Below are 17,994 nucleotides of genomic sequence, written 5' to 3'. Positions count from 1 at the left end.
AACAACACATAATTCAATAACCATTAAGGGAGGGTTCCCGGCCATAGGTCGGAAACCCTTTCTTTTTTTGATCTCTGCTCTATTCCTTGCGCCCTTTTCGTGGCTGCTTTCTTGTCCGAGATTGTATGTATAGCCGGTGGGGCGGTGATGCGTCAGATGATATCGCACGCTAAGCTGTAATAGTTGTTATCTACAGTGAAGAAAGTGAAAACATGACTCATTCTGCCGCTTCCCCCGTCGGCGCCTCGACCCCGGCGGTCGCAGCCCGGGCCATCGAGCTGTTTAAGCAATACGGCCAGGGGGAGACCTCAGTTTCCGCACTAGACCACGTGACCATCGACTTCCGCCGCCAGGAGTTCACGGCGATTATGGGGCCGTCGGGTTCCGGCAAGTCCACCCTGATGCACACTATGGCCGGGCTGGACTCCGCCACCAGTGGCGCCGCCCTGATTGGTGATACGGATCTGTCCCAGCTCAGCGACAAGGAGATTACGGCCTTGCGCCGCGATCGGCTGGGCTTTATCTTCCAGTCCTTTAACCTGGTGCCGACGCTGACGGCGGCGGAAAATATCACGCTGCCGGTGGATATCGCCGGCAAGAAGGTGGATAAGGCCTGGTTTGACGAGATCACCACCCGCCTGGGCTTGGCGCAGCGCCTCGAGCACCGCCCGGCCGAGCTGTCTGGCGGCCAGCAGCAGCGCGTGGCCTGCGCCCGCGCGCTGGTCTCCCGCCCGGAGATCATCTTCGGTGACGAGCCGACCGGCAACCTGGACTCGAACTCGTCCGCTGAGGTCCTGGACATCCTGCGCACCAGTGTCGACCAGGACGGGCAGACCGTCGTCATTGTTACCCACGACGCCAAGGCGGCATCGTACGCCGACCGGGTGGTCTTCCTGGCCGACGGCCGGCTGGTCCACGAGCTGGAGGATCCCTCCATGGAGGCCATCCACCAGATTATGGCGGAGATTGAGAGCTAAGTATGGGTAAGAACAAAACCATGCGCAGGGTGTCCCTGCGCAATATTCTGGCCCACAAATTGCGCCTGGGCCTGACGGTCCTTGCCGTGGTGCTGGGCACCGCGTTTATCGCGGGCTCGTTCATGTTCACCAACTCGCTGTCGTCGACCTTTGACTCCGCGGTGTCGAACTCCTTTACCGGCGTAGATGCGGCTGTCTCCCAGAAGGAGGGCGGCCCGCTGCTGAACGCGGAGATGCGGCAGCAGCTGGCCGACGACCCCCAGGTCGGCGGCGTCAACATGCAGTCGAGCCAGACGGTCGTCGTGGCCAATTCCGATTCCGAGGCCTACCAGACCCAGGGCGGTACGTCCGCGCTGGTGCCGTACTACGCGCCCGAGGACACGGTGGGCCAGCCGGCGGAGCTCGTTGAGGGCAACGCCCCGCAGGGCACCAATGAGGTCGTCGTCAACTCCGGGGCCGCCGAGAAATTCGGCATCGGGATCGGCGACGAGGTCGTCGTGGTGCACCCGGACAAACAGGACCGGATGACCATTTCCGGCATCGTCGAGCCAGCCATCGAGCAGGGCTCCGGGCTGACGCTGTCGATGGAAGCCGACGGCTTCAACGAGCTCTACGGCGACTCCCAGCAGCTGCGCGTCTCCGCGGCCGAAGGGGTCAGCGCCGATGAGTTGGTCGATCACCTCAACGCGACCTACGAGGTCGAGGCGGAATCCGGCCAGAAGCTGGCCGATGAGCTGTCTGAGACCATCTCCGGGGCGCTCAAATTCGTCAACTACTTCCTTATTGCCTTCGGGCTTATCGCGCTGCTGGTGGGCACGTTTATCATCGCGAATACCTTCTCGATGATCGTCGCGCAGCGGACCAAGGAATTCGCCCTCCTGCGCGCCCTGGGCGCCTCCCGCGGGCAGATCACCGGTTCGGTGGTCATGGAATCCCTCATCGTGGGGCTTATCGGCTCCGCCCTCGGCGTCGTGGCCGGCATCGGCTTGGTCGCCATCATCAAGGCCGCCATGAACGGCCAGGGCATGCCGATGGATGACTCGCTGGGTCTGTCGGCCTCCGCCATCCTGGTCCCGCTCGTGCTGGGCACCATCGTCACGGTGGTCTCTGCCTGGATGCCGGCGCAGCGCGCGGGCGCGGTGGAACCGGTCGAGGCGATGCGCACCACCGAATCCGCCGCCGGATCCTCGCTCAAGGTCCGCACCATCATCGGCGGCCTCGTCCTGGTCCTCGGCGCGGCCCTGGCGGCCGCGGGCGCGCTTATCGATGCCGAGACCACCCCGCGCGCCATCCTCGTCGGCGTGGGCGCCCTCTTCGTCATCGTCGGCTTCTTCCTCGCCGGCCCGGCGTTATCCCTGCCCATCGTGCCTGTGCTGGGCAAGGTCTTCGGCGCCCCCTTCGGCGCCATCGGGCGCCTGGCCGCGACCAACTCCCGGCGCAACCCGCGCCGCACGGCCGCGACCGCCTTCGCACTAACCCTGGGTATCGCCCTGGTGACCGCAATCGGCATGCTGGGCGCGACGATGAAGACGTCCATCTCCAACGTGCTGGATGACAAGATCTCGGCCGACTACATCCTGGCCGGCCCGCAGTCGGGCTCCTTCCCGACGCCGAACGACACGGCCGACAAGGCCCGCGAGGCCGACGGGGTCGGCGAAGTGCTCTCGCTGTCCATGGCTCCGGTGGCCATCGATGGCAACGCCAGCCTGGACTACGGCCCCCGCTTCCAGCAGTCCATGGTCATGGACACCAACCCGGAAAACCTCTTCCAGCTGGATGTAGCGGAAGGCAGCGTGAACTTCGAGGCGGAGCCGGGCTTCATCGCCACCACCGACTACGCCGCCGAGCACGGCTGGACGGTGGGGCAGACCTACCCGATGACTAAGGCCGGCGGCCTCGGCGAGGCGGTCGACGCCAAGCTCATCGGCACCTTCGAGCCGAACCAGATGATTCAGGGCTTCGCGGTCAACCAGTCCCTGGTCGAGGAGCTCGTGCCCCGCGAATCGCTGACCACCCAGATGGTGGGCGTCAACGCCGCCGAGGGCACCGACCCGGAGCAGCTGCGCAGCAACCTGGAGGAAGCCGTCAAGGATCTCGTGGTCGTCCAGGTCGCCACCGGCGAGGAATACGCCAGCGAATCCGCGGGCGCCATCGACCAGATGCTCTCCATCCTCTACGCCCTGCTGGCGTTGGCCGTGGTCATCGCCGTGCTGGGCATCGTCAACACCCTGACCCTGGGCGTCATCGAGCGCCGCCAGGAGATCGGCATGCTGCGTGCGGTCGGTACCCAGCGCGGCCAGATCCGGACCATGATCACCCTGGAGGCCGTCCAGATCGCCATCTTCGGCGCGGTCATGGGCATCCTCATCGGCCTGGGCCTGGGTTGGTCCTTCATCCAGGTCATGTCCGACCAGGGCCTCGACGAGGCCACCGTCCCGTGGGGCCAGCTAGCCATCATGCTGGTCGGTTCCGGCGTGGTCGGCGTTATCGCCGCCCTCTGGCCGGCCGGGCGGGCGGCCAAGACCCCGCCGCTGGAGGCCATCTCCTCCTAAAACGCCCCGCGCGGGGCTAGCCGAACCAGATTCGCTCGGCCCAGATGACCCCGCGCCACGCGGCGATGATGCCAATCGCCAGCGTGGCTGCCGCATACCGCAAGGCCCGCCCCCAGTGGCGGGCCTTGAGCATGTCTCCCAGCTCCCGCGCAAACGTAGACCAGGTGGACAGCCCGCCGGCGAAGCCACCGGTCAGGCCCATATAGGCCACGGAGCCCCAGGGGCCGGCCTCCCAGCCGCCCAGGCGGAAGAACCCTACCGTGAGGCCCAGGGCGAGCGAGCCCAGCATATTCGCCGCGAAGGTGCCGGTGGGGCTGGGCAGAAGGCGCGAAAGGCCGTAGCGCAGCATGCCCCCTAGGAAGGCGCCCAGCCCCACCGCGGCGAGGATCAGCAAGGTGTTAAGGCTCAGTGCCGTCATCGCCTCTCACCCCCGAAGTGCGCGCCGGCCAGGTACGCGCCGACGCAGCCCAGCAGCGTGGCTGCCACGTAGGCGGCCGCGGCGCCGGGGCTGAGCTCGGAGCTCAGCAACGCAAAGGTCGCGAAGCTGGTAAACCCCCCGAGCACGCCGGTCGACCAGAAAGGCCCGGGCCGGAAATACCCCATGAGCGCTGAGCCGACGACGTTGATGGTTAGAAGGGGCCACCACGCCTGGGCAAACAGCGCCATGAGTCCGACCCGGGCAACGGCGCCGAGGGCAGCCCCGGCGCCGACAATCAGAGCTTCGCGCATAGTCTCCTATGCTAGCCGCGGCGCGGCCGCTACTTCCAGTTCATCCCCTGGGATTCCGTGAACTCGCGGACCTCGGTGAACGGGCGGTTCAGGCCCGGATCGAACTTGAGGTAGGCTTTGGTCTCGCGGGCGACCAGCCCGGAGAGGATGAGCAGGCCGACGAGGTTGGGCACTGCCATCAGGCCGTTGGCCAGGTCGGAGAAGGACCAGACCAGGTCCAGCTCGGTGACGGCACCGACGAAGACGATGACGGTGAAGAACATGCGGTAGGGCAGGGTGGCGATGGTGCCCACCAGGGAGGCCAGGGCCCGCTCGCCGTAGTAGGACCACGCCACGATGGTCGAGAACGCGAAGAAGATGATGGACAGCGAGACGATCGTGCCGCCCCAGTGGCCCGGCAGGCCGACGGAGAAGGCGTCGGCGGTCATGGTGGCGGCGTTCTCCCGGCCTTCCTCCCAGGTGCCGGTCACCACGATGACCAGGCCGGTGATGGACACGACCACCAGGGTGTCGATGAAGGTCTGGGTCATGGAGACGAAAGCCTGGCGGGCTGGGTGCGGGGTCTTGGCGGCCGCGGCGGCGATGGCGGCGGAACCCATACCGGACTCGTTGGAGAAGATACCGCGGGCGACACCGAACTGGATGACCATGATGATGCCGGCGCCGGTGAAGCCGCCGGCCGCGGACGTACCGGTGAAGGCGTCGGTAAAGACCGTGGCCAGGGCCTCCGGGAGGGCCCCGGCGTTGGTGATCAGCACGATGATGCCGCCGACCACGTAGATGATGATCATCAGCGGCACGAACGCGGAGGTGATGCGGCCGATGGCCTGAATGCCGCCGAGCAGGACCGCGCCGATGGCGACGAACATGATGGCGCCCGAGGCAATCGGGTCGATGCCAAAGGTGGATTCCATATTGGACGCGATCGCGTTGCCCTGCGTCAGGTTGCCGATGCCGAAGGAGGCGAAGACCGCGAAGATGGCGAAGGCCACGCCCAGGATCTTGCCGAGGGGGCCGCGGATGCCGCGCTTCAGGTAGATTTGCGGGCCGCCGATTTGCTCCCCGCGGGAATCGGTGACGCGGAAGCGGACGCCAAGGTAGGCCTCCGTGTACTTGGTGACCATACCGACCAGGCCGGTGACCCAGATCCAGAACAGGGCGCCCGGTCCACCGATGGAAAGGGCCGTGGCGACACCCACGATGTTGCCGACACCCACGGTGGCGGCCAGCGCGGTGGTCAGCGCCTGGTAGTTCGTAATATCACCGTCGGTGGAATCATCCGAGTCGTCGCGGCTGAACACCGCGCGCAGGGAGCGCCCGAGGGTGCGGAACTGCAGGCCACCCATGCGGATGGTCAAAAAGAGGCCGGTCAAAAGCAGGAGGGGAACGAGGAAGAACGGGCCCCAGACGACGGAGCCCACCGAGTCGAGCAAATTCTGTAACGAGTCCATTCTTGGAATGTACCCGCCGCCACAGCGATTTGTGACCTAAATGACAAAAGATATTTCCGGCGGGGGTAAATGGCAGGTGTGCTCACGCTGCGCAGCCTGCCCGCGCGGGCGACAATGAAAGCGGAAGGCCCCTGCCAGAACTGGCCCCAACACGCGACGAGAGGAACCTGCCATGGCCCACCCCCGCGCCGGACAGCCGGCCCGCCCGGAAGACCGCGACGACATCGCACACGTGGTGACCTCCTATTATGTGCTCCGCCCCGACGTTGACACCCCGGGGCAAGAGGTGGTCTTCGGAACCTCCGGCCACCGCGGTAGCAGCCTGGACGCGGCGTTTAACGAATGGCATATCTGGGCCATCACCCAGGCCATCGTGGACTACCGCACCGACCACGGCATCGCCGGCCCGTTGTTCATCGGACGCGACACCCACGCGTTGTCCGAGCCGGCGATGGTCTCGGCCCTGCAGGTCCTCGTCGCCCGCGGGGTGGACGTGCGGGTCGATGCCCGCGGCGGCTACACCCCGACCCCGGCGGTCTCGCGGGCCATCGTTACCCACCCGGGCAGCGACGGCATCGTGGTGACCCCGTCCCACAACCCGCCGCGCGACGGCGGCTTCAAGTACAACCCGCCGAGCGGTGGGCCGGCCGACTCCGCGGCGACCGACTGGATCGCCGAGCGTGCCAACGGCTACCTGCGCGCCGGCCTCGAGGGGGTCGAGCGCGCCGACGTCGCCGGGGTGACGGATCCGAACCTGGCGACCTACGACTTCCTGGATGCTTACGTCGGCGACCTCGACCGGGTAGTGGACCTGCGGGCCATCGCCAATGCGGGCGTGCGCATCGGCGCGGACCCGATGGGCGGGGCGGCGGTGGACTACTGGCCGGAAATCGCCCGCCGCTACGGGCTGCAGCTGACCGTGGTGAACCCGCACGTGGACGCCACCTTCGGCTTCATGACCCTGGACAAGGACGGCCAAATCCGCATGGACTGCTCCTCCCCGGCGGCGATGGCCTCCCTGATTGCCAACCGCGAGACCTACGACATCGCCACCGGCAACGACGCGGACGCGGACCGGCACGGCATCGTCACCCCGGACGCCGGGCTGATGAACCCCAACCACTACCTGGCAGTCGCCGTCGATTACCTGTTCTCCCACCGCCCGGACTGGGCAGGCGCCGGGATCGGCAAGACCGCGGTGTCCTCCTCGCTCATCGACCGGGTCGCGACTCGCCTGGAGCGGAAGCTGGTGGAGGTCCCCGTCGGCTTCAAGTGGTTCGTGTCGGGGCTGCAGGACGCCTCCCTGGCCTTCGGTGGCGAGGAATCCGCCGGTGCCTCCTTCCTCTGCTTCGACGGCAGTACCTGGACCACCGACAAGGACGGCATCATCATGAACCTGCTCGCCGCCGAGATTCAGGCGGTCACCGGGCAGTCGCCGTCCCAGCGCTACCAGCAGCTGACCAAGGAGCTGGGCAGCTCCGCCTACGCGCGCATCGACGAGCCCGCCGACCGCGCGGCCAAGGCCGTCCTCAAGGGGCTGGCCCCGGACGCGGTGGTGGCCACGCAGCTGGCCGGGGAGGAGATCCGTGCCAAGCTCACCGAGGCCCCGGGCAACGGCGCGGCCCTGGGCGGGCTCAAGGTGGTCACGGATAATGCCTGGTTCGCGGCGCGCCCGTCGGGCACTGAGGACAAGTACAAGATCTACGCGGAGTCCTTCCTGGGTGAAAAACACCTGGAACAAGTCCTGCAGGAGGCTGTCAATGTGGTCAAAGACGCATTGAACAGCGCCACGTAGTGTGTAAACTGTTCAAGCGTGAAGAAACTCGATAAAAGCCTGATTCTCGACCTGATAAGCGCCTTCGCGCGCTTCTTCATGGCCTATATCTGGATCGCCGCAGGGGTGGAGAAGCTCAACAAGCACTTTACGATGACCCAGACCATCGAGGCCTATCAGATCTTCACGCCGGAATGGTCGCACTACCTGGCCTATCTCATCGGTCCGCTGGAAATCGCCGGCGGCGTCCTGCTGCTTCTGGGCCTGTTCATGCGCCCGGCAGCCAAGGTGGGCATCATCGTGCTGGTGCTGTTCATGATCGGCATCGGCCAAGCCTGGGCCCGCGGACTGGACATCGACTGCGGCTGCTTTGAAGTCGATCCGGCCAACACCGACCAAGTAATGGACTACGTCAAGACCCTGGGGCGCGATCTTTTCTTCCTCGTGCTCATGGTCTGGATCTGGGTGCGTCCGTTCAAGAAGTTCGCAGTTTACCCCTAAGGCCTGCTTGGGTAGGCTATTTCCAGGTGCAAAGACCGCAAACAACCCTGTAAAGGATGAGTGGAGCAAGTGAGTAATTCTCGGAAAGTCACGGACCCGAATGCCAGCGGCAAGTCCGGGTTCCTGTGGGGCCTGGTGGCCCTGCTGGTGATCGTCGCCGTCGTCATCGGCTACATCATCTGGAACGGCCAGAGCGCGAAGACCGACGAGCTGGCTGACCGTGCCGTCGACGTCAACATGGACATGCAGTACGAGGACAACTCCGTCGTGCTCAAGTCCGCCAACGCCAAGGACGACGCCCCGGTCGTCGACCTGTACGAGGACTTCTCCTGCCCGCACTGCGCGGAGCTGGCAGTCGCCTCCGATGAGAAGATGGCCCAGGCCATCGAGGACGGCAAGATGGTGGTCCACATCCGCACCCTGAACTTCATGGATGGCCAGGATGATCCGGAGAAGCTCGACGGCTACTCCACCCAGGCGGCCACCGCGGCCCGCGCCCTGGCGGAAGACGGCGACGTCCACGCCTACTGGAACCTGCGCAAGGTGCTGCTCGAGGATCAGCAGGACGTTGCCCGCCAGTGGGGCGCCGAGGAAATGGCCGAGGCCGCCAAGGCTTTCGATGCCTCCGGTGACGCTGTGGACAAGATCAAGAACATGGATCTGAGCGCCGGCCAGGAATTCGCCGCCGCCAACTACCACAAGCTGGAAAAGGACACCGGTTCCGTCTCCTCGCCGCGCATCTTCGTCGACGGTGAAGAGCTGGAGCTGACCTCCGATCTGGGCGCCTGGGTCGACCAGGTCGCTAAGTAAGGCCAGCCGGAGAAAAATTAGCTCACGCTGGCGATTTGGTTCGCGCCTTCGCCAGCGTGTAGATTAATACGAGTTGCCGCACTAGATGCCGCACGGTATCTGGCTATACGGCACAAGGGGCTATGGCGCAGCTGGTAGCGCACCACACTGGCAGTGTGGGGGTCACGGGTTCGAATCCCGTTAGCTCCACTCCACAACTTCATACCTATTTTCTTTGGGGCTATGGCGCAGCTGGTAGCGCACCACACTGGCAGTGTGGGGGTCACGGGTTCGAATCCCGTTAGCTCCACCAATTTTCCAAGACCCGGGTTCAGCTCAGCTGGCCCGGGTTTTGCTATCCCTCCCGCGGGCCCGGTTCGCTGGGCCCGATTTGGTTACGATGGTGGGATGGCTACTTTTACCAAGGATGTTGCCCAACCCGATCAAGCCGGGGCCGAGGCCGCGGGCCTGCGCTGGCTGCACGCGGCGGTGCCCGAGGCCGTCGTGGAGGTCGTCGAGGTAGGCCAGAGCTACCTGCGTACCGAGCGGGTCGAGCCGGCCGCCCCCACGGCGGAGGCGGCGCGGGAATTCGGCCGGCGCCTGCGCCGGATCCACGCCGCCGGGGCCGAGGCCTTTGGCTGCCCGCCCGCGGGCTGGGAGGGCAAGAATTTCATCGGCCGCGTCGAACAGGACTGCATCCCGAGCGATTCCTGGGGCAGTTTCTACGTCGAGCAGCGCGTTCTGCCCTTCGCCCGCGGGGCGGGCCTTTCCTCCGGGGACCTGGAGACGGTCGAGCGGGCCTGCCAGGCTATCGCCGCGACCGACTTCGACGTCGAACCCGCCCGCATCCACGGCGACCTGTGGGCCGGCAACCTGCTGTTTAGCGAGGGTGGCGCCGTGGTCATCGACCCGGCGGCCCACGGCGGGCACCCCCACACGGACCTGGCGATGCTGGAGCTTTTCGGCGCCCCCTACCTGGACGAGATCCTGGCCGGCTACGGCGATCCGAAGGTCGACTTCGACCTGCACCAGCTCCACCCGCTGGCCGTGCACGCGATGACCCACGGGCGCGCCTACCAGCGCCCGCTGGTGGCGGCCGCACGCGGCGTGCTCGAACGCTACTAGCTGGGCAGCGGGGGAGGCTAGAGCGGCCGCGGGCCCTGCGGCATCTGGCGCTTATGGGCGCCGGCGCGCCAAAGGCGTTCGATGGTAGCGGCGGCCTCGTCCGAGACCGGCTTGCCCTCCAGGTAGTCGTCGATGTCGGAGTAGGCGACCCCGAGTGCCTCCTCGTCGGGCAGGCCCGGCTTGTTGTCTTCCAGATCGGCGGTGGGCACCTTGGCCCAGGTCGAGCGCGGCGCGCCGAGGTGCACCAGCAGCTGCGCGCCCTGCCGCTTGTTAAGGCCGGCGAGCGGAAGGAGGTCCGCGGCGCCGTCGCCCCATTTGGTAAAGAATCCGGTGACGTTTTCCGCGGCGTGGTCGGTGCCGACTACCAAAAGGTTTTTCTCGCCGGCCAGGGCGTACTGGGCGACCATGCGCAGGCGGGCCTTGGCGTTGCCGCGGTTGAAGTCGCCGAGCGCGTCCTGGCCCAAGGACTCGGCGGTGGCGGCGGACAGGGCATCGGTAGCCGGGGCGATGTCCAGGGTCAGGCGGTGATCGGGCTGGATGAAGTCCAGGGCGACCTGGGCGTCGTCTTCGTCGGCCTGCTGGCCGTAGGGCAGGCGGACGGCCCAGAAGGCGGCGCCGTCGACCTGCTCGCAGGCCAGCTGGGCGAGCCGGCCGGCCAGGGTGGAGTCCTGGCCGCCCGAAATGCCTAAGACAAAACCTGCCGCGCCGGTCGTATCCAGGTAATTAACCAGGAAGTCGACGCGCTGCTCGACCTCTTTTGCTGGATCGATTAAGGGGCGGGTGTGCAGGGCTTTTATGATTTCGGACTGGGTGGAGTTCGGATCTGGTGACATGTGCTTCATCGTAGTGGAGTGCGACAATGTAGGACGTGAAACAAAGTTCTTATATTAAAACGGTGGCGACGGTGGCCGCGCTGGGTGGATTGCTCTTCGGCTACGACACCGGCGTGATGAGCGGTGCGTTGCTGTTTATCTCCCCTGAGTTCGGCATGAGCGCCCACGAGGAGGGCTGGGTGACCTCGGCGCTGCTCATCGGCGCCGCCATCGGGGCTCTGAGCGCCGGGCGCGTCGCGGAGTCGCTGGGCCGGCGCCGCACGCTGATCCTGGGCGGCGTCGTCTTCGTGGTGGGGTCTATCTGGTGCGCGCTGTCCGGTTCCGTGGGGATGCTCGCGGCCGCGCGGGCCTTCCTAGGCCTAGCGGTTGGCGCGGTCTCCATTGTCTCGCCCATGTACATCTCGGAGATGGTGCCCACGGCCGTGCGCGGCAAGCTGGTCTCGCTGAATACCTTGATGATCGTGGTGGGGCAGCTGCTGGCCTACCTGGTCAACTCCGCGCTGGCGGGGCTGGGCAGCTGGCACCTGATGCTGGCGGCCGCGGCCATCCCGGGCGCGGCGCTGGCGGTCGGCATGTGGTTCCTGCCGGACACGCCCGTCTGGCTGGTGGCCCGCGGGCGCACGGAGCAGGCCCGCCGGGTGGCCAGCCGGGTCGGGCTGGAGCTGGAAGAGGTCGCCGACAGTCAGCACGAGCAGGTGGACAGTAGCGAGTTCTCCCGCCTGAAGTCCGCGCGCTGGCTGCAGGTGACCGTGCTGCTGGCCATGCTGATGGGCCTGACCCAGCAGATAACCGGCGTCAATGCCATTGTCTATTTCGCCCCGACCATGATGAACCAGGTGGGGATCTCCACCCAGCACTCCGTGTATACCTCCATGGTCATTGGCGTGGTCTCCGTTATCGCGTGCTGGGTCGGCCTCAAGGTGGTCGACCGGGTAGGCCGCAAGCGCCTGTTGCTTATCGGCCTGACCGGCAACGTGGTCTCCCTGTTCGCCTTGGCCGTCGTGTATTCGCGGGCGGAGGGGTCGGTGGCCTTCGCCAGCCTGTCTCTACTGCTGATGGCCAGCTTCATCGCCTTCCAGCAGGCGGCGGTCTCGCCGACGACGTGGCTGCTGATTTCGGAGCTGGTGCCGGTGGGCATCCGCGGCATCGGCATGGGCATCGCGGGCTTGAGCCTGTGGGCGACCAACTGGGCCGTCGCCCAGTACTTCCTGCCGCTGGTGGAGTGGCTGACCGGGCCGTGGGCCTTCGCGCTCTTCGGCGGGCTGGGGATCGTGGCCATCGGCTATACCCGGGTGCTGGTGCCGGAGACCATGGGACGCAGCCTCGAAGAGGTCTCGCAAGACCTACGGCAGCGCTACCAACCCCAGGAGTGAATTTTGGGGTCTGGGGCAACGTACGGTAAAGTGTTTCCCCGTGTCAGTGCTGAGGTTGCTCAGCACGTTCTTTGTTATAGATTCAACCGCATTTTTATTGCGCATTCAGAAAGGAGCGCCCGATGAAGGTCCGCAAGTCGCTTCGGTCGCTGAAGAAGAAGCCGGGCGCCCAGGTTATCCGCCGCCACGGCAAGGTCTTCGTGATCAACAAGAAGGATCCGCGTTTCAAGGCTCGCCAGGGCTAGTCTGAACCGGACGCGCGAAAGCCGCTCCCCGTCGCACCACCAGTGCAATACGGGGAGCGGCTTTCTGCGTTACGGGGTAATTACACGGATGTAAGTGAATTATCTCACAATAGCTCGGCTCGTCCTGCGGAAATGCCAACGGTGTAGTTACGTCGATGGTGAGCGCCGGCCTAGATGTGGGGCTTGAGCTTCGGGTGTCCTGCGGATATCCCGTGCCAGAGCACAAGATATAGTGCCTGTTGCGGGCTTTTGCCCCAAAGTATAGTGTTGTCGGTGTTGCTCCGGCGGGCCTAGGCGCAGCCTCAAGCGCGGGCGTCGAAGAGTGCAGGAGGTGCTCTACGACCGGCCGGAGAAGAAGTAATCTGCCTCCCCGAAACGGATTAAGGAACCTGCCACCATGTCTATCAAGCTCTACACCAAGCCCGCCTGCATGCAGTGCAACGCCACCAAGAAGGCACTGGACCGTGCCGGCCTGGACTACGAGGCCGTCGATATCTCCCTGGACGACGAGGCCCGCGACTACGTCATGGCCCTGGGCTACGTCTCCGCTCCTGTCGTGGAGGCTAACGGTGAGCACTGGTCCGGCTTCCGCCCGGACCGCATCAAGGAGCTGGCCACCCTGGCAGCGTCTGCGTAACTAGGAGTCGAAGATATCCATGTTGGTCGTGTATTTTTCTTCCGCGACGGAAAATACGCGCCGCTTCGTGGAGAAGCTGGGCTTCCCCAATGCGCGGATTCCCCTGCGTCTCAACGATGAGCCGCTGACTGTCAACGAACCCTACGTTCTGGTCTGCCCGACGTACGGCGGGGGAGCGTCCATCAATCACCAAAACTCCCGCCCAGTTCCCCGGCAGGTCATCCGTTTCCTCAACGATGAACACAACCGGAGCCTCATCCGTGCGGTTATTGCGGGAGGCAATAGTAACTTCGGCACCGACTTCGGGAAGGCGGGGGACGTCATCTCCGCCAAGTGCAAGGTGCCGTACGTCTACCGCTTCGAACTGCTCGGCAACTCCGACGACGTGGAGATTTGCCGAGGCGGTTTGCTAGCGAACGCGCAGCAGCTAGGCCTCGAGCCCCCGCTGAGCGCGTAGTGCAACTTTGAAACGCCGGCCGCGGGGAAGCGGCCGGACAGATAGACTTAAAAACATGAAATATCGCGTTGGCTAACTTGGGCGGTTGGCAGTCGCGTCTCATCTTGCGGGACACGGCTGGCCAACCGTCTTCGTGAGCCGGCGCTTCCGTAGTAGATGAAAGGCCTGAGTGCAGCCGTGGATAACCAGTTGGGAAAGACTGTGGCAGAGCCGGTTAAGCCGGAGGAAAAGCTCGACTATCACGCGTTGAACGCGCTGTTGAACCTGTACGACGAAGACGGCAAGATTCAGTTCCACCAGGACCGTGAGGCTGCTAACCAGTTCTTCTTGCAGCACGTCAACCAGAACACGGTCTACTTCCACGATCTGGAAGAAAAGATCGGTTACCTGGTCGACAACCAGTACTACGACCCGGCGGTCATCGCGAAGTACGAGTTTTCCGACATCAAGGACCTTTTCAAGCGGGCTTACGCTTTCAAGTTCCGTTTCAAGTCCTTCCTGGGTGCGTACAAGTACTACACCAGCTACACGCTGAAGACCTTCGACGGCCGCCGCTACCTCGAGCGTTTCGAGGACCGCGTGGCCATGACCGCCCTGTTTTTGGCCGACGGGGACCTCGACTTCGCCGGCAAGATCGTCGACGAGATCATGACCGGTCGCTTCCAGCCGGCCACCCCGACCTTCCTGAACGCCGGCAAGGCCCAGCGCGGCGAGCTGGTCTCCTGCTTCCTGCTGCGTATCGAAGACAACATGGAGTCCATCGGGCGCTCCATCAACTCGGCCCTGCAGCTGTCCAAGCGCGGCGGCGGCGTGGCGCTGCTGCTGTCGAATATCCGCGAGTCCGGCGCGCCGATTAAGCACATCGAGAACCAGTCTTCCGGCGTCATCCCGGTCATGAAGCTGCTGGAGGACTCGTTCTCCTACGCCAACCAGCTGGGTGCCCGCCAGGGCGCGGGCGCGGTCTACCTGAACGCCCACCACCCGGACATCCTGAACTTCCTGGACACCAAGCGCGAAAACGCGGACGAGAAGATCCGCATCAAGACCCTCTCGCTCGGCGTGGTCATCCCGGATATCACCTTCGAGCTGGCCAAGCGCAACGACGATATGTACCTCTTCTCGCCGTACGACGTGGAGCGCGTCTACGGCAAGGCCTTCGGGGATATCTCCGTGACCGAGCACTACGAGGAGATGGTCGAGGATCCGCGCATCCGGAAGAAGAAGATCAACGCCCGCCACTTCTTCCAGACCATCGCGGAGATCCAGTTCGAGTCCGGCTACCCGTACATCATGTTCGAGGACACCGTGAACCGGGCTAACCCGGTCAAGACCGGCCGGATCAACATGTCCAACCTGTGCTCGGAGATCCTGCAGGTTAACTCCCCGTCGGAGTTCAACACCGACCTGAGCTACCGCACTCTGGGCAACGACATCTCCTGCAACCTGGGTTCGCTGAACATCGCCATGACGATGGACTCCGACAACTTCGCCCAGACCGTCGAGACCGCCATCCGCGGCCTGACCGCGGTCGCGGACATGACGGCTATCGATTCCGTCCCCTCCGTGCGCCAGGGCAACGACCAGTCCCACGCCATCGGCCTGGGCCAGATGAACCTGCACGGCTTCCTGGGCCGCGAGCACATCGAATACGGTTCCGAGGAGGCCCTGGACTTCACCAACGCCTACTTCGCGGCGGTGCTGTACGCCTCCCTGCGCGCCTCCCTGAAGATCGCGCAGGAGCGCGGTGAGGCCTTCGCGGAGTTCCCGCAGTCCGAGTACGCGACCGGCGAGTTCTTCGACCGCTACGACCCGGCGGAATTCCAGCCGCAGACCGAGCGCGTCAAGGAGCTCTTCGCCAACTCGACCATCCACACCCCGTCCGCCGAGGAGTGGGAGCAGCTCAAGCAGGACGTCGCCCGCGACGGCCTGTACAACCGCAACCTCCAGGCCGTGCCGCCGACGGGTTCCATCTCCTACATCAACAACTCGACGTCGTCCATCCACCCGATTGCCTCCAAGATTGAAATCCGCAAGGAAGGCAAGATCGGCCGCGTGTACTACCCGGCCCCGCACATGGATAACGACAACCTGGAGTACTTCAAGGACTCCTACGAGATCGGCTACGAGAAGATCATCGACACCTACGCCGTCGCCACGAAGTACGTAGACCAGGGCCTGTCGCTGACCCTGTTCTTCAAGGACACGGTCACCACCCGTGACATCAATAAGGCCCAGATCTACGCCTGGCGCAAGGGCATTAAGACCCTGTACTACATCCGCCTGCGCCAGATGGCGCTGGAAGGCACCGAGGTTGAAGGCTGCGTGTCCTGCATGCTCTAGGCAGCTACCCCTGACCGCCGGGAGCTAAAAGGCCCGAGGGAATCGAAGTGATTTCCTCGGGCCTTTCGTTTTCTTAACTTACCTGCTTATGCAGCACTTACCAGTCGCGGTGGGAGCTGGCGCGGTTTTCGTCCAGGATGATGCGCGAGAGGTGCTCGGCGCGGTCCGGATCGCGGTCCCGGATGGCGGTGGCGAGCTCGTGGTGGAGCCGCGTGGTGCCGGCGACCGGATCGCGCTTGGGGGAGCCGAAGACGGATTTGCCCTTGAAGATAGACAGCAGGGACGGAGCCAGCGCGGCGAACATTTCGTTGCCGGAGGCATGGAGAATCATGGTGTGGAAGCGCAGGTCGGTGGACAGCTCCTCGCCGACGCGCGAGGACGGGGAGGTCTCCAGCTCGGATAGCCGGCTGGCTAGCGCGAGGAGTTCGGCGCATTCCTCGGCGGAGGCGCGCTGGGCGGCCAGGCGCGCGGCGATGGGCTCGATGGCCAGCCGCAGCTGGTTCAGCGAACCCAGCTGATCACTGCGGGTGCGCTCGGACTGGAGCCGCCAGTTGATCACCGCCTGGTCGTAGACGGCCCACTCGGTCATGGGCAGGACCGTAATCCCGACGCGCCGGGAGGAGGCTACTAGCCCGAGTTGTTCCAGAGCGCGCATTGCCTCCCGGGCGACGGTCCGCGAGATATCGAAGCGGGCGCAGATATCCAGCAGGGTAAAGGTCTGGCCGGTGGCGATGGTCCCGTGAACGATTTCGGATCCGAGCTGATCGAGGACGGAGCTCAGCAGGGGAGTGGGGTGCTGGGAGGTGGGGGCAAGCAAAATCTAAAATCCTCGCGCGTGAACTGGGGGAGTGGTCGGAAGTGGGACTGGGTGCGATGACCTGGTAGGTCCCTGGCGGTAATGGGCCCGGCAGTAGGCGCTTACGTGGATATTATCGCTGGCTATAAGGATTTGTTAACACTTGTTGGAGGACTACACCGGATCGTTATTGAGCAGGGGTAACCGGGCGCGGCCGAGGTTAGGGCGACCATCGGGGACTCGCCGGCGCTTCCTCGGGTATCGTGGTGGGTTGTAATACCCCCCGATCGATGAAGGTAGGTCACCTGCGTTGTCTCACGAGTACGATGCGTATGTTTCCGGCCATGACCAGCCGGTTAAGGCAATCAACTGGAATACCATTCCGGACGAAAAGGACCTCGAGGTCTGGGACCGACTGACGGGTAATTTCTGGTTGCCGGAAAAGATCCCGGTCTCCAACGACATCCCGAGCTGGAAGACGCTCACGGAAAAGGAGCAGGAGACCACCATGCGGGTCTTCACCGGCCTGACGCTGCTGGACACCATCCAGGGCACCGTCGGCGCGGTCAGCCTGCTGGACGACGCGGTCACCCTGCACGAGGAGGCGGTCTACACCAACATCGCCTTCATGGAGTCGGTGCACGCTAAGTCCTACTCCAATATCTTTATGACGCTGGCGTCTACCCCGATGATTAACGACGCCTTCCGCTGGTCCGAGGAAAACGAAAACCTCCAGAAGAAGGCCAAGATCGTCATGTCCTACTACGAGGGCGACGATCCGCTGAAGAAGAAGGTCGCCTCCACGCTGCTGGAGTCCTTCCTGTTCTACTCCGGCTTCTACCTGCCGATGTACTTCTCGTCCCGCGCCAAGCTGACGAACACCGCCGATATCATCCGGCTGATCATCCGCGACGAGGCCGTCCACGGCTACTACATCGGCTACAAGTACCAGCAGGGCGTGCGCAAGCTGGACGAGGCTAAGCAGCAGGAGCTGAAGGAATACACCTTCGACCTGCTCTACGATCTCTACGACAACGAGATCGACTACACCGAGGATCTCTACGACGAGCTGGGCTGGACCGAGGACGTGAAGCGCTTCCTGCGCTACAACGCCAACAAGGCCCTCAACAACCTGGGCTACGAGGGCCTCTTCCCGGCGGACGAGACCCGCGTGTCGCCGTCCATCCTGTCCTCGCTGTCGCCGAACGCGGACGAGAACCACGACTTCTTCTCTGGTTCCGGTTCCTCCTACGTCATCGGCAAGGCGGAGGAGACCACCGACGACGACTGGGACTTCTAGCAAGGCCCCGCAAACCCCGACACCCCCGGCGGATACGTCAACCGAAAGGATGACGTATCACGGGGGTGTATTTTCGTCTCTGGACCGGCGCCAAAGCGGGCATGGCGCGGGAAAT

General features: G+C 64.5%; 17 protein-coding genes and 2 tRNA genes. 14 read left to right on the top strand and 5 right to left on the bottom strand.

Annotated elements, in window-relative coordinates; translation table 11 throughout:
• Positions 1-212: 212 nt before the first annotated feature.
• Both VVR85_RS08155 and VVR85_RS08150 read left to right on the top strand, forming a co-directional pair.
• Complete coding sequence (locus VVR85_RS08155; protein WP_368520421.1) at positions 213-977, top strand: ABC transporter ATP-binding protein; 765 nt, start codon at positions 213-215, stop codon at positions 975-977.
• 2 nt (positions 978-979) lie between these two features.
• The gene (locus VVR85_RS08150) at positions 980-3,529 is read left to right on the top strand and encodes an ABC transporter permease (RefSeq protein WP_368520420.1); all 2,550 of its coding nucleotides are present in this window, start codon (positions 980-982) and stop codon (positions 3,527-3,529) included.
• Between the two features lie 16 nt (positions 3,530-3,545).
• On the opposite strand, the gene VVR85_RS08145 is transcribed toward VVR85_RS08150, so the two are convergent.
• Genes VVR85_RS08145 through VVR85_RS08135 form a run of 3 tightly spaced genes read right to left on the bottom strand, consistent with a single transcriptional unit; the run spans position 3,546 to position 5,709 of the window.
• Positions 3,546-3,947: a CrcB family protein gene (locus VVR85_RS08145; RefSeq protein ID WP_368520419.1), complete on the bottom strand. Its 402-nt coding sequence runs from the start codon at positions 3,945-3,947 to the stop codon at positions 3,546-3,548.
• Entirely contained in the window at positions 3,944-4,258 is a 315-nt protein-coding gene (locus VVR85_RS08140; RefSeq protein WP_368520418.1) for a fluoride efflux transporter family protein, read from the bottom strand. Before VVR85_RS08140 ends, VVR85_RS08145 begins: the two co-directional genes overlap by 4 nt.
• Before the next feature lie 29 nt (positions 4,259-4,287).
• Positions 4,288-5,709 (bottom strand): alanine/glycine:cation symporter family protein, encoded by a 1,422-nt coding sequence (locus VVR85_RS08135; RefSeq protein ID WP_368520417.1) that lies wholly within the window; start codon positions 5,707-5,709, stop codon positions 4,288-4,290.
• Positions 5,710-5,881: 172 nt separating this feature from the next.
• Here VVR85_RS08135 and pgm point away from each other — a divergent pair, with 172 nt between their 5' ends.
• From pgm to VVR85_RS08105, 6 genes are all read left to right on the top strand, one after another.
• Positions 5,882-7,504, top strand: coding sequence for a phosphoglucomutase (alpha-D-glucose-1,6-bisphosphate-dependent) (pgm, locus tag VVR85_RS08130; protein WP_368520416.1), 1,623 nt, complete (start codon positions 5,882-5,884; stop codon positions 7,502-7,504).
• 18 nt (positions 7,505-7,522) lie between these two features.
• Positions 7,523-7,984, top strand: coding sequence for a MauE/DoxX family redox-associated membrane protein (locus VVR85_RS08125; protein ID WP_368520415.1), 462 nt, complete (start codon positions 7,523-7,525; stop codon positions 7,982-7,984).
• 69 nt (positions 7,985-8,053) lie between these two features.
• Positions 8,054-8,794, top strand: a complete 741-nt coding sequence (locus VVR85_RS08120) for a thioredoxin domain-containing protein (RefSeq protein WP_368520414.1) — start codon at positions 8,054-8,056, stop codon at positions 8,792-8,794.
• A gap of 116 nt (positions 8,795-8,910) precedes the next feature.
• Positions 8,911-8,983: transfer RNA gene (locus VVR85_RS08115), tRNA-Ala, on the top strand.
• Between the two features lie 27 nt (positions 8,984-9,010).
• Positions 9,011-9,086, top strand: a tRNA-Ala gene (locus VVR85_RS08110).
• A 95-nt stretch (positions 9,087-9,181) separates the two neighbouring features.
• Complete coding sequence (locus VVR85_RS08105; RefSeq protein WP_368520413.1) at positions 9,182-9,898, top strand: fructosamine kinase family protein; 717 nt, start codon at positions 9,182-9,184, stop codon at positions 9,896-9,898.
• 17 nt (positions 9,899-9,915) lie between these two features.
• Here VVR85_RS08105 and nadE read toward each other — a convergent pair whose 3' ends face one another.
• Positions 9,916-10,740, bottom strand: a complete 825-nt coding sequence (gene nadE / locus VVR85_RS08100; RefSeq protein ID WP_368520412.1) for an ammonia-dependent NAD(+) synthetase — start codon at positions 10,738-10,740, stop codon at positions 9,916-9,918.
• Positions 10,741-10,766: 26 nt separating this feature from the next.
• Between nadE and VVR85_RS08095 the strand changes: the two genes are divergently transcribed.
• The 5 genes from VVR85_RS08095 (at position 10,767) to nrdE (ending at position 15,783) form a co-directional block, all read left to right on the top strand.
• Positions 10,767-12,104 (top strand): sugar porter family MFS transporter, encoded by a 1,338-nt coding sequence (locus tag VVR85_RS08095; protein WP_368520411.1) that lies wholly within the window; start codon positions 10,767-10,769, stop codon positions 12,102-12,104.
• Positions 12,105-12,226: 122 nt separating this feature from the next.
• The gene (gene ykgO, locus VVR85_RS08090) at positions 12,227-12,349 is read left to right on the top strand and encodes a type B 50S ribosomal protein L36 (RefSeq protein WP_003847162.1); all 123 of its coding nucleotides are present in this window, start codon (positions 12,227-12,229) and stop codon (positions 12,347-12,349) included.
• Positions 12,350-12,746: 397 nt separating this feature from the next.
• Positions 12,747-12,986 (top strand): glutaredoxin-like protein NrdH, encoded by a 240-nt coding sequence (gene nrdH / locus VVR85_RS08085; protein ID WP_368520410.1) that lies wholly within the window; start codon positions 12,747-12,749, stop codon positions 12,984-12,986.
• A 19-nt stretch (positions 12,987-13,005) separates the two neighbouring features.
• Positions 13,006-13,443, top strand: coding sequence for a class Ib ribonucleoside-diphosphate reductase assembly flavoprotein NrdI (nrdI, locus tag VVR85_RS08080; protein ID WP_368520409.1), 438 nt, complete (start codon positions 13,006-13,008; stop codon positions 13,441-13,443).
• A 177-nt stretch (positions 13,444-13,620) separates the two neighbouring features.
• Positions 13,621-15,783, top strand: a complete 2,163-nt coding sequence (gene nrdE / locus VVR85_RS08075) for a class 1b ribonucleoside-diphosphate reductase subunit alpha (RefSeq protein ID WP_368520408.1) — start codon at positions 13,621-13,623, stop codon at positions 15,781-15,783.
• A gap of 97 nt (positions 15,784-15,880) precedes the next feature.
• On the opposite strand, the gene VVR85_RS08070 is transcribed toward nrdE, so the two are convergent.
• The gene (locus VVR85_RS08070; protein ID WP_368520407.1) at positions 15,881-16,600 is read right to left on the bottom strand and encodes a FadR/GntR family transcriptional regulator; all 720 of its coding nucleotides are present in this window, start codon (positions 16,598-16,600) and stop codon (positions 15,881-15,883) included.
• 289 nt (positions 16,601-16,889) lie between these two features.
• Here VVR85_RS08070 and nrdF point away from each other — a divergent pair, with 289 nt between their 5' ends.
• A complete protein-coding gene (gene nrdF, locus VVR85_RS08065) occupies positions 16,890-17,879 on the top strand; it encodes a class 1b ribonucleoside-diphosphate reductase subunit beta (protein ID WP_368520406.1) in 990 nt (329 codons plus the stop codon).
• Positions 17,880-17,994 lie beyond the last annotated feature (115 nt).

Origin of the sequence: Corynebacterium sp. LK2590, assembly GCF_040946105.1 — a bacterium.
Classification (GTDB): Bacteria; Actinomycetota; Actinomycetes; order Mycobacteriales; family Mycobacteriaceae; genus Corynebacterium.
This window is presented reverse-complemented; position numbering and strand designations above follow the sequence as displayed.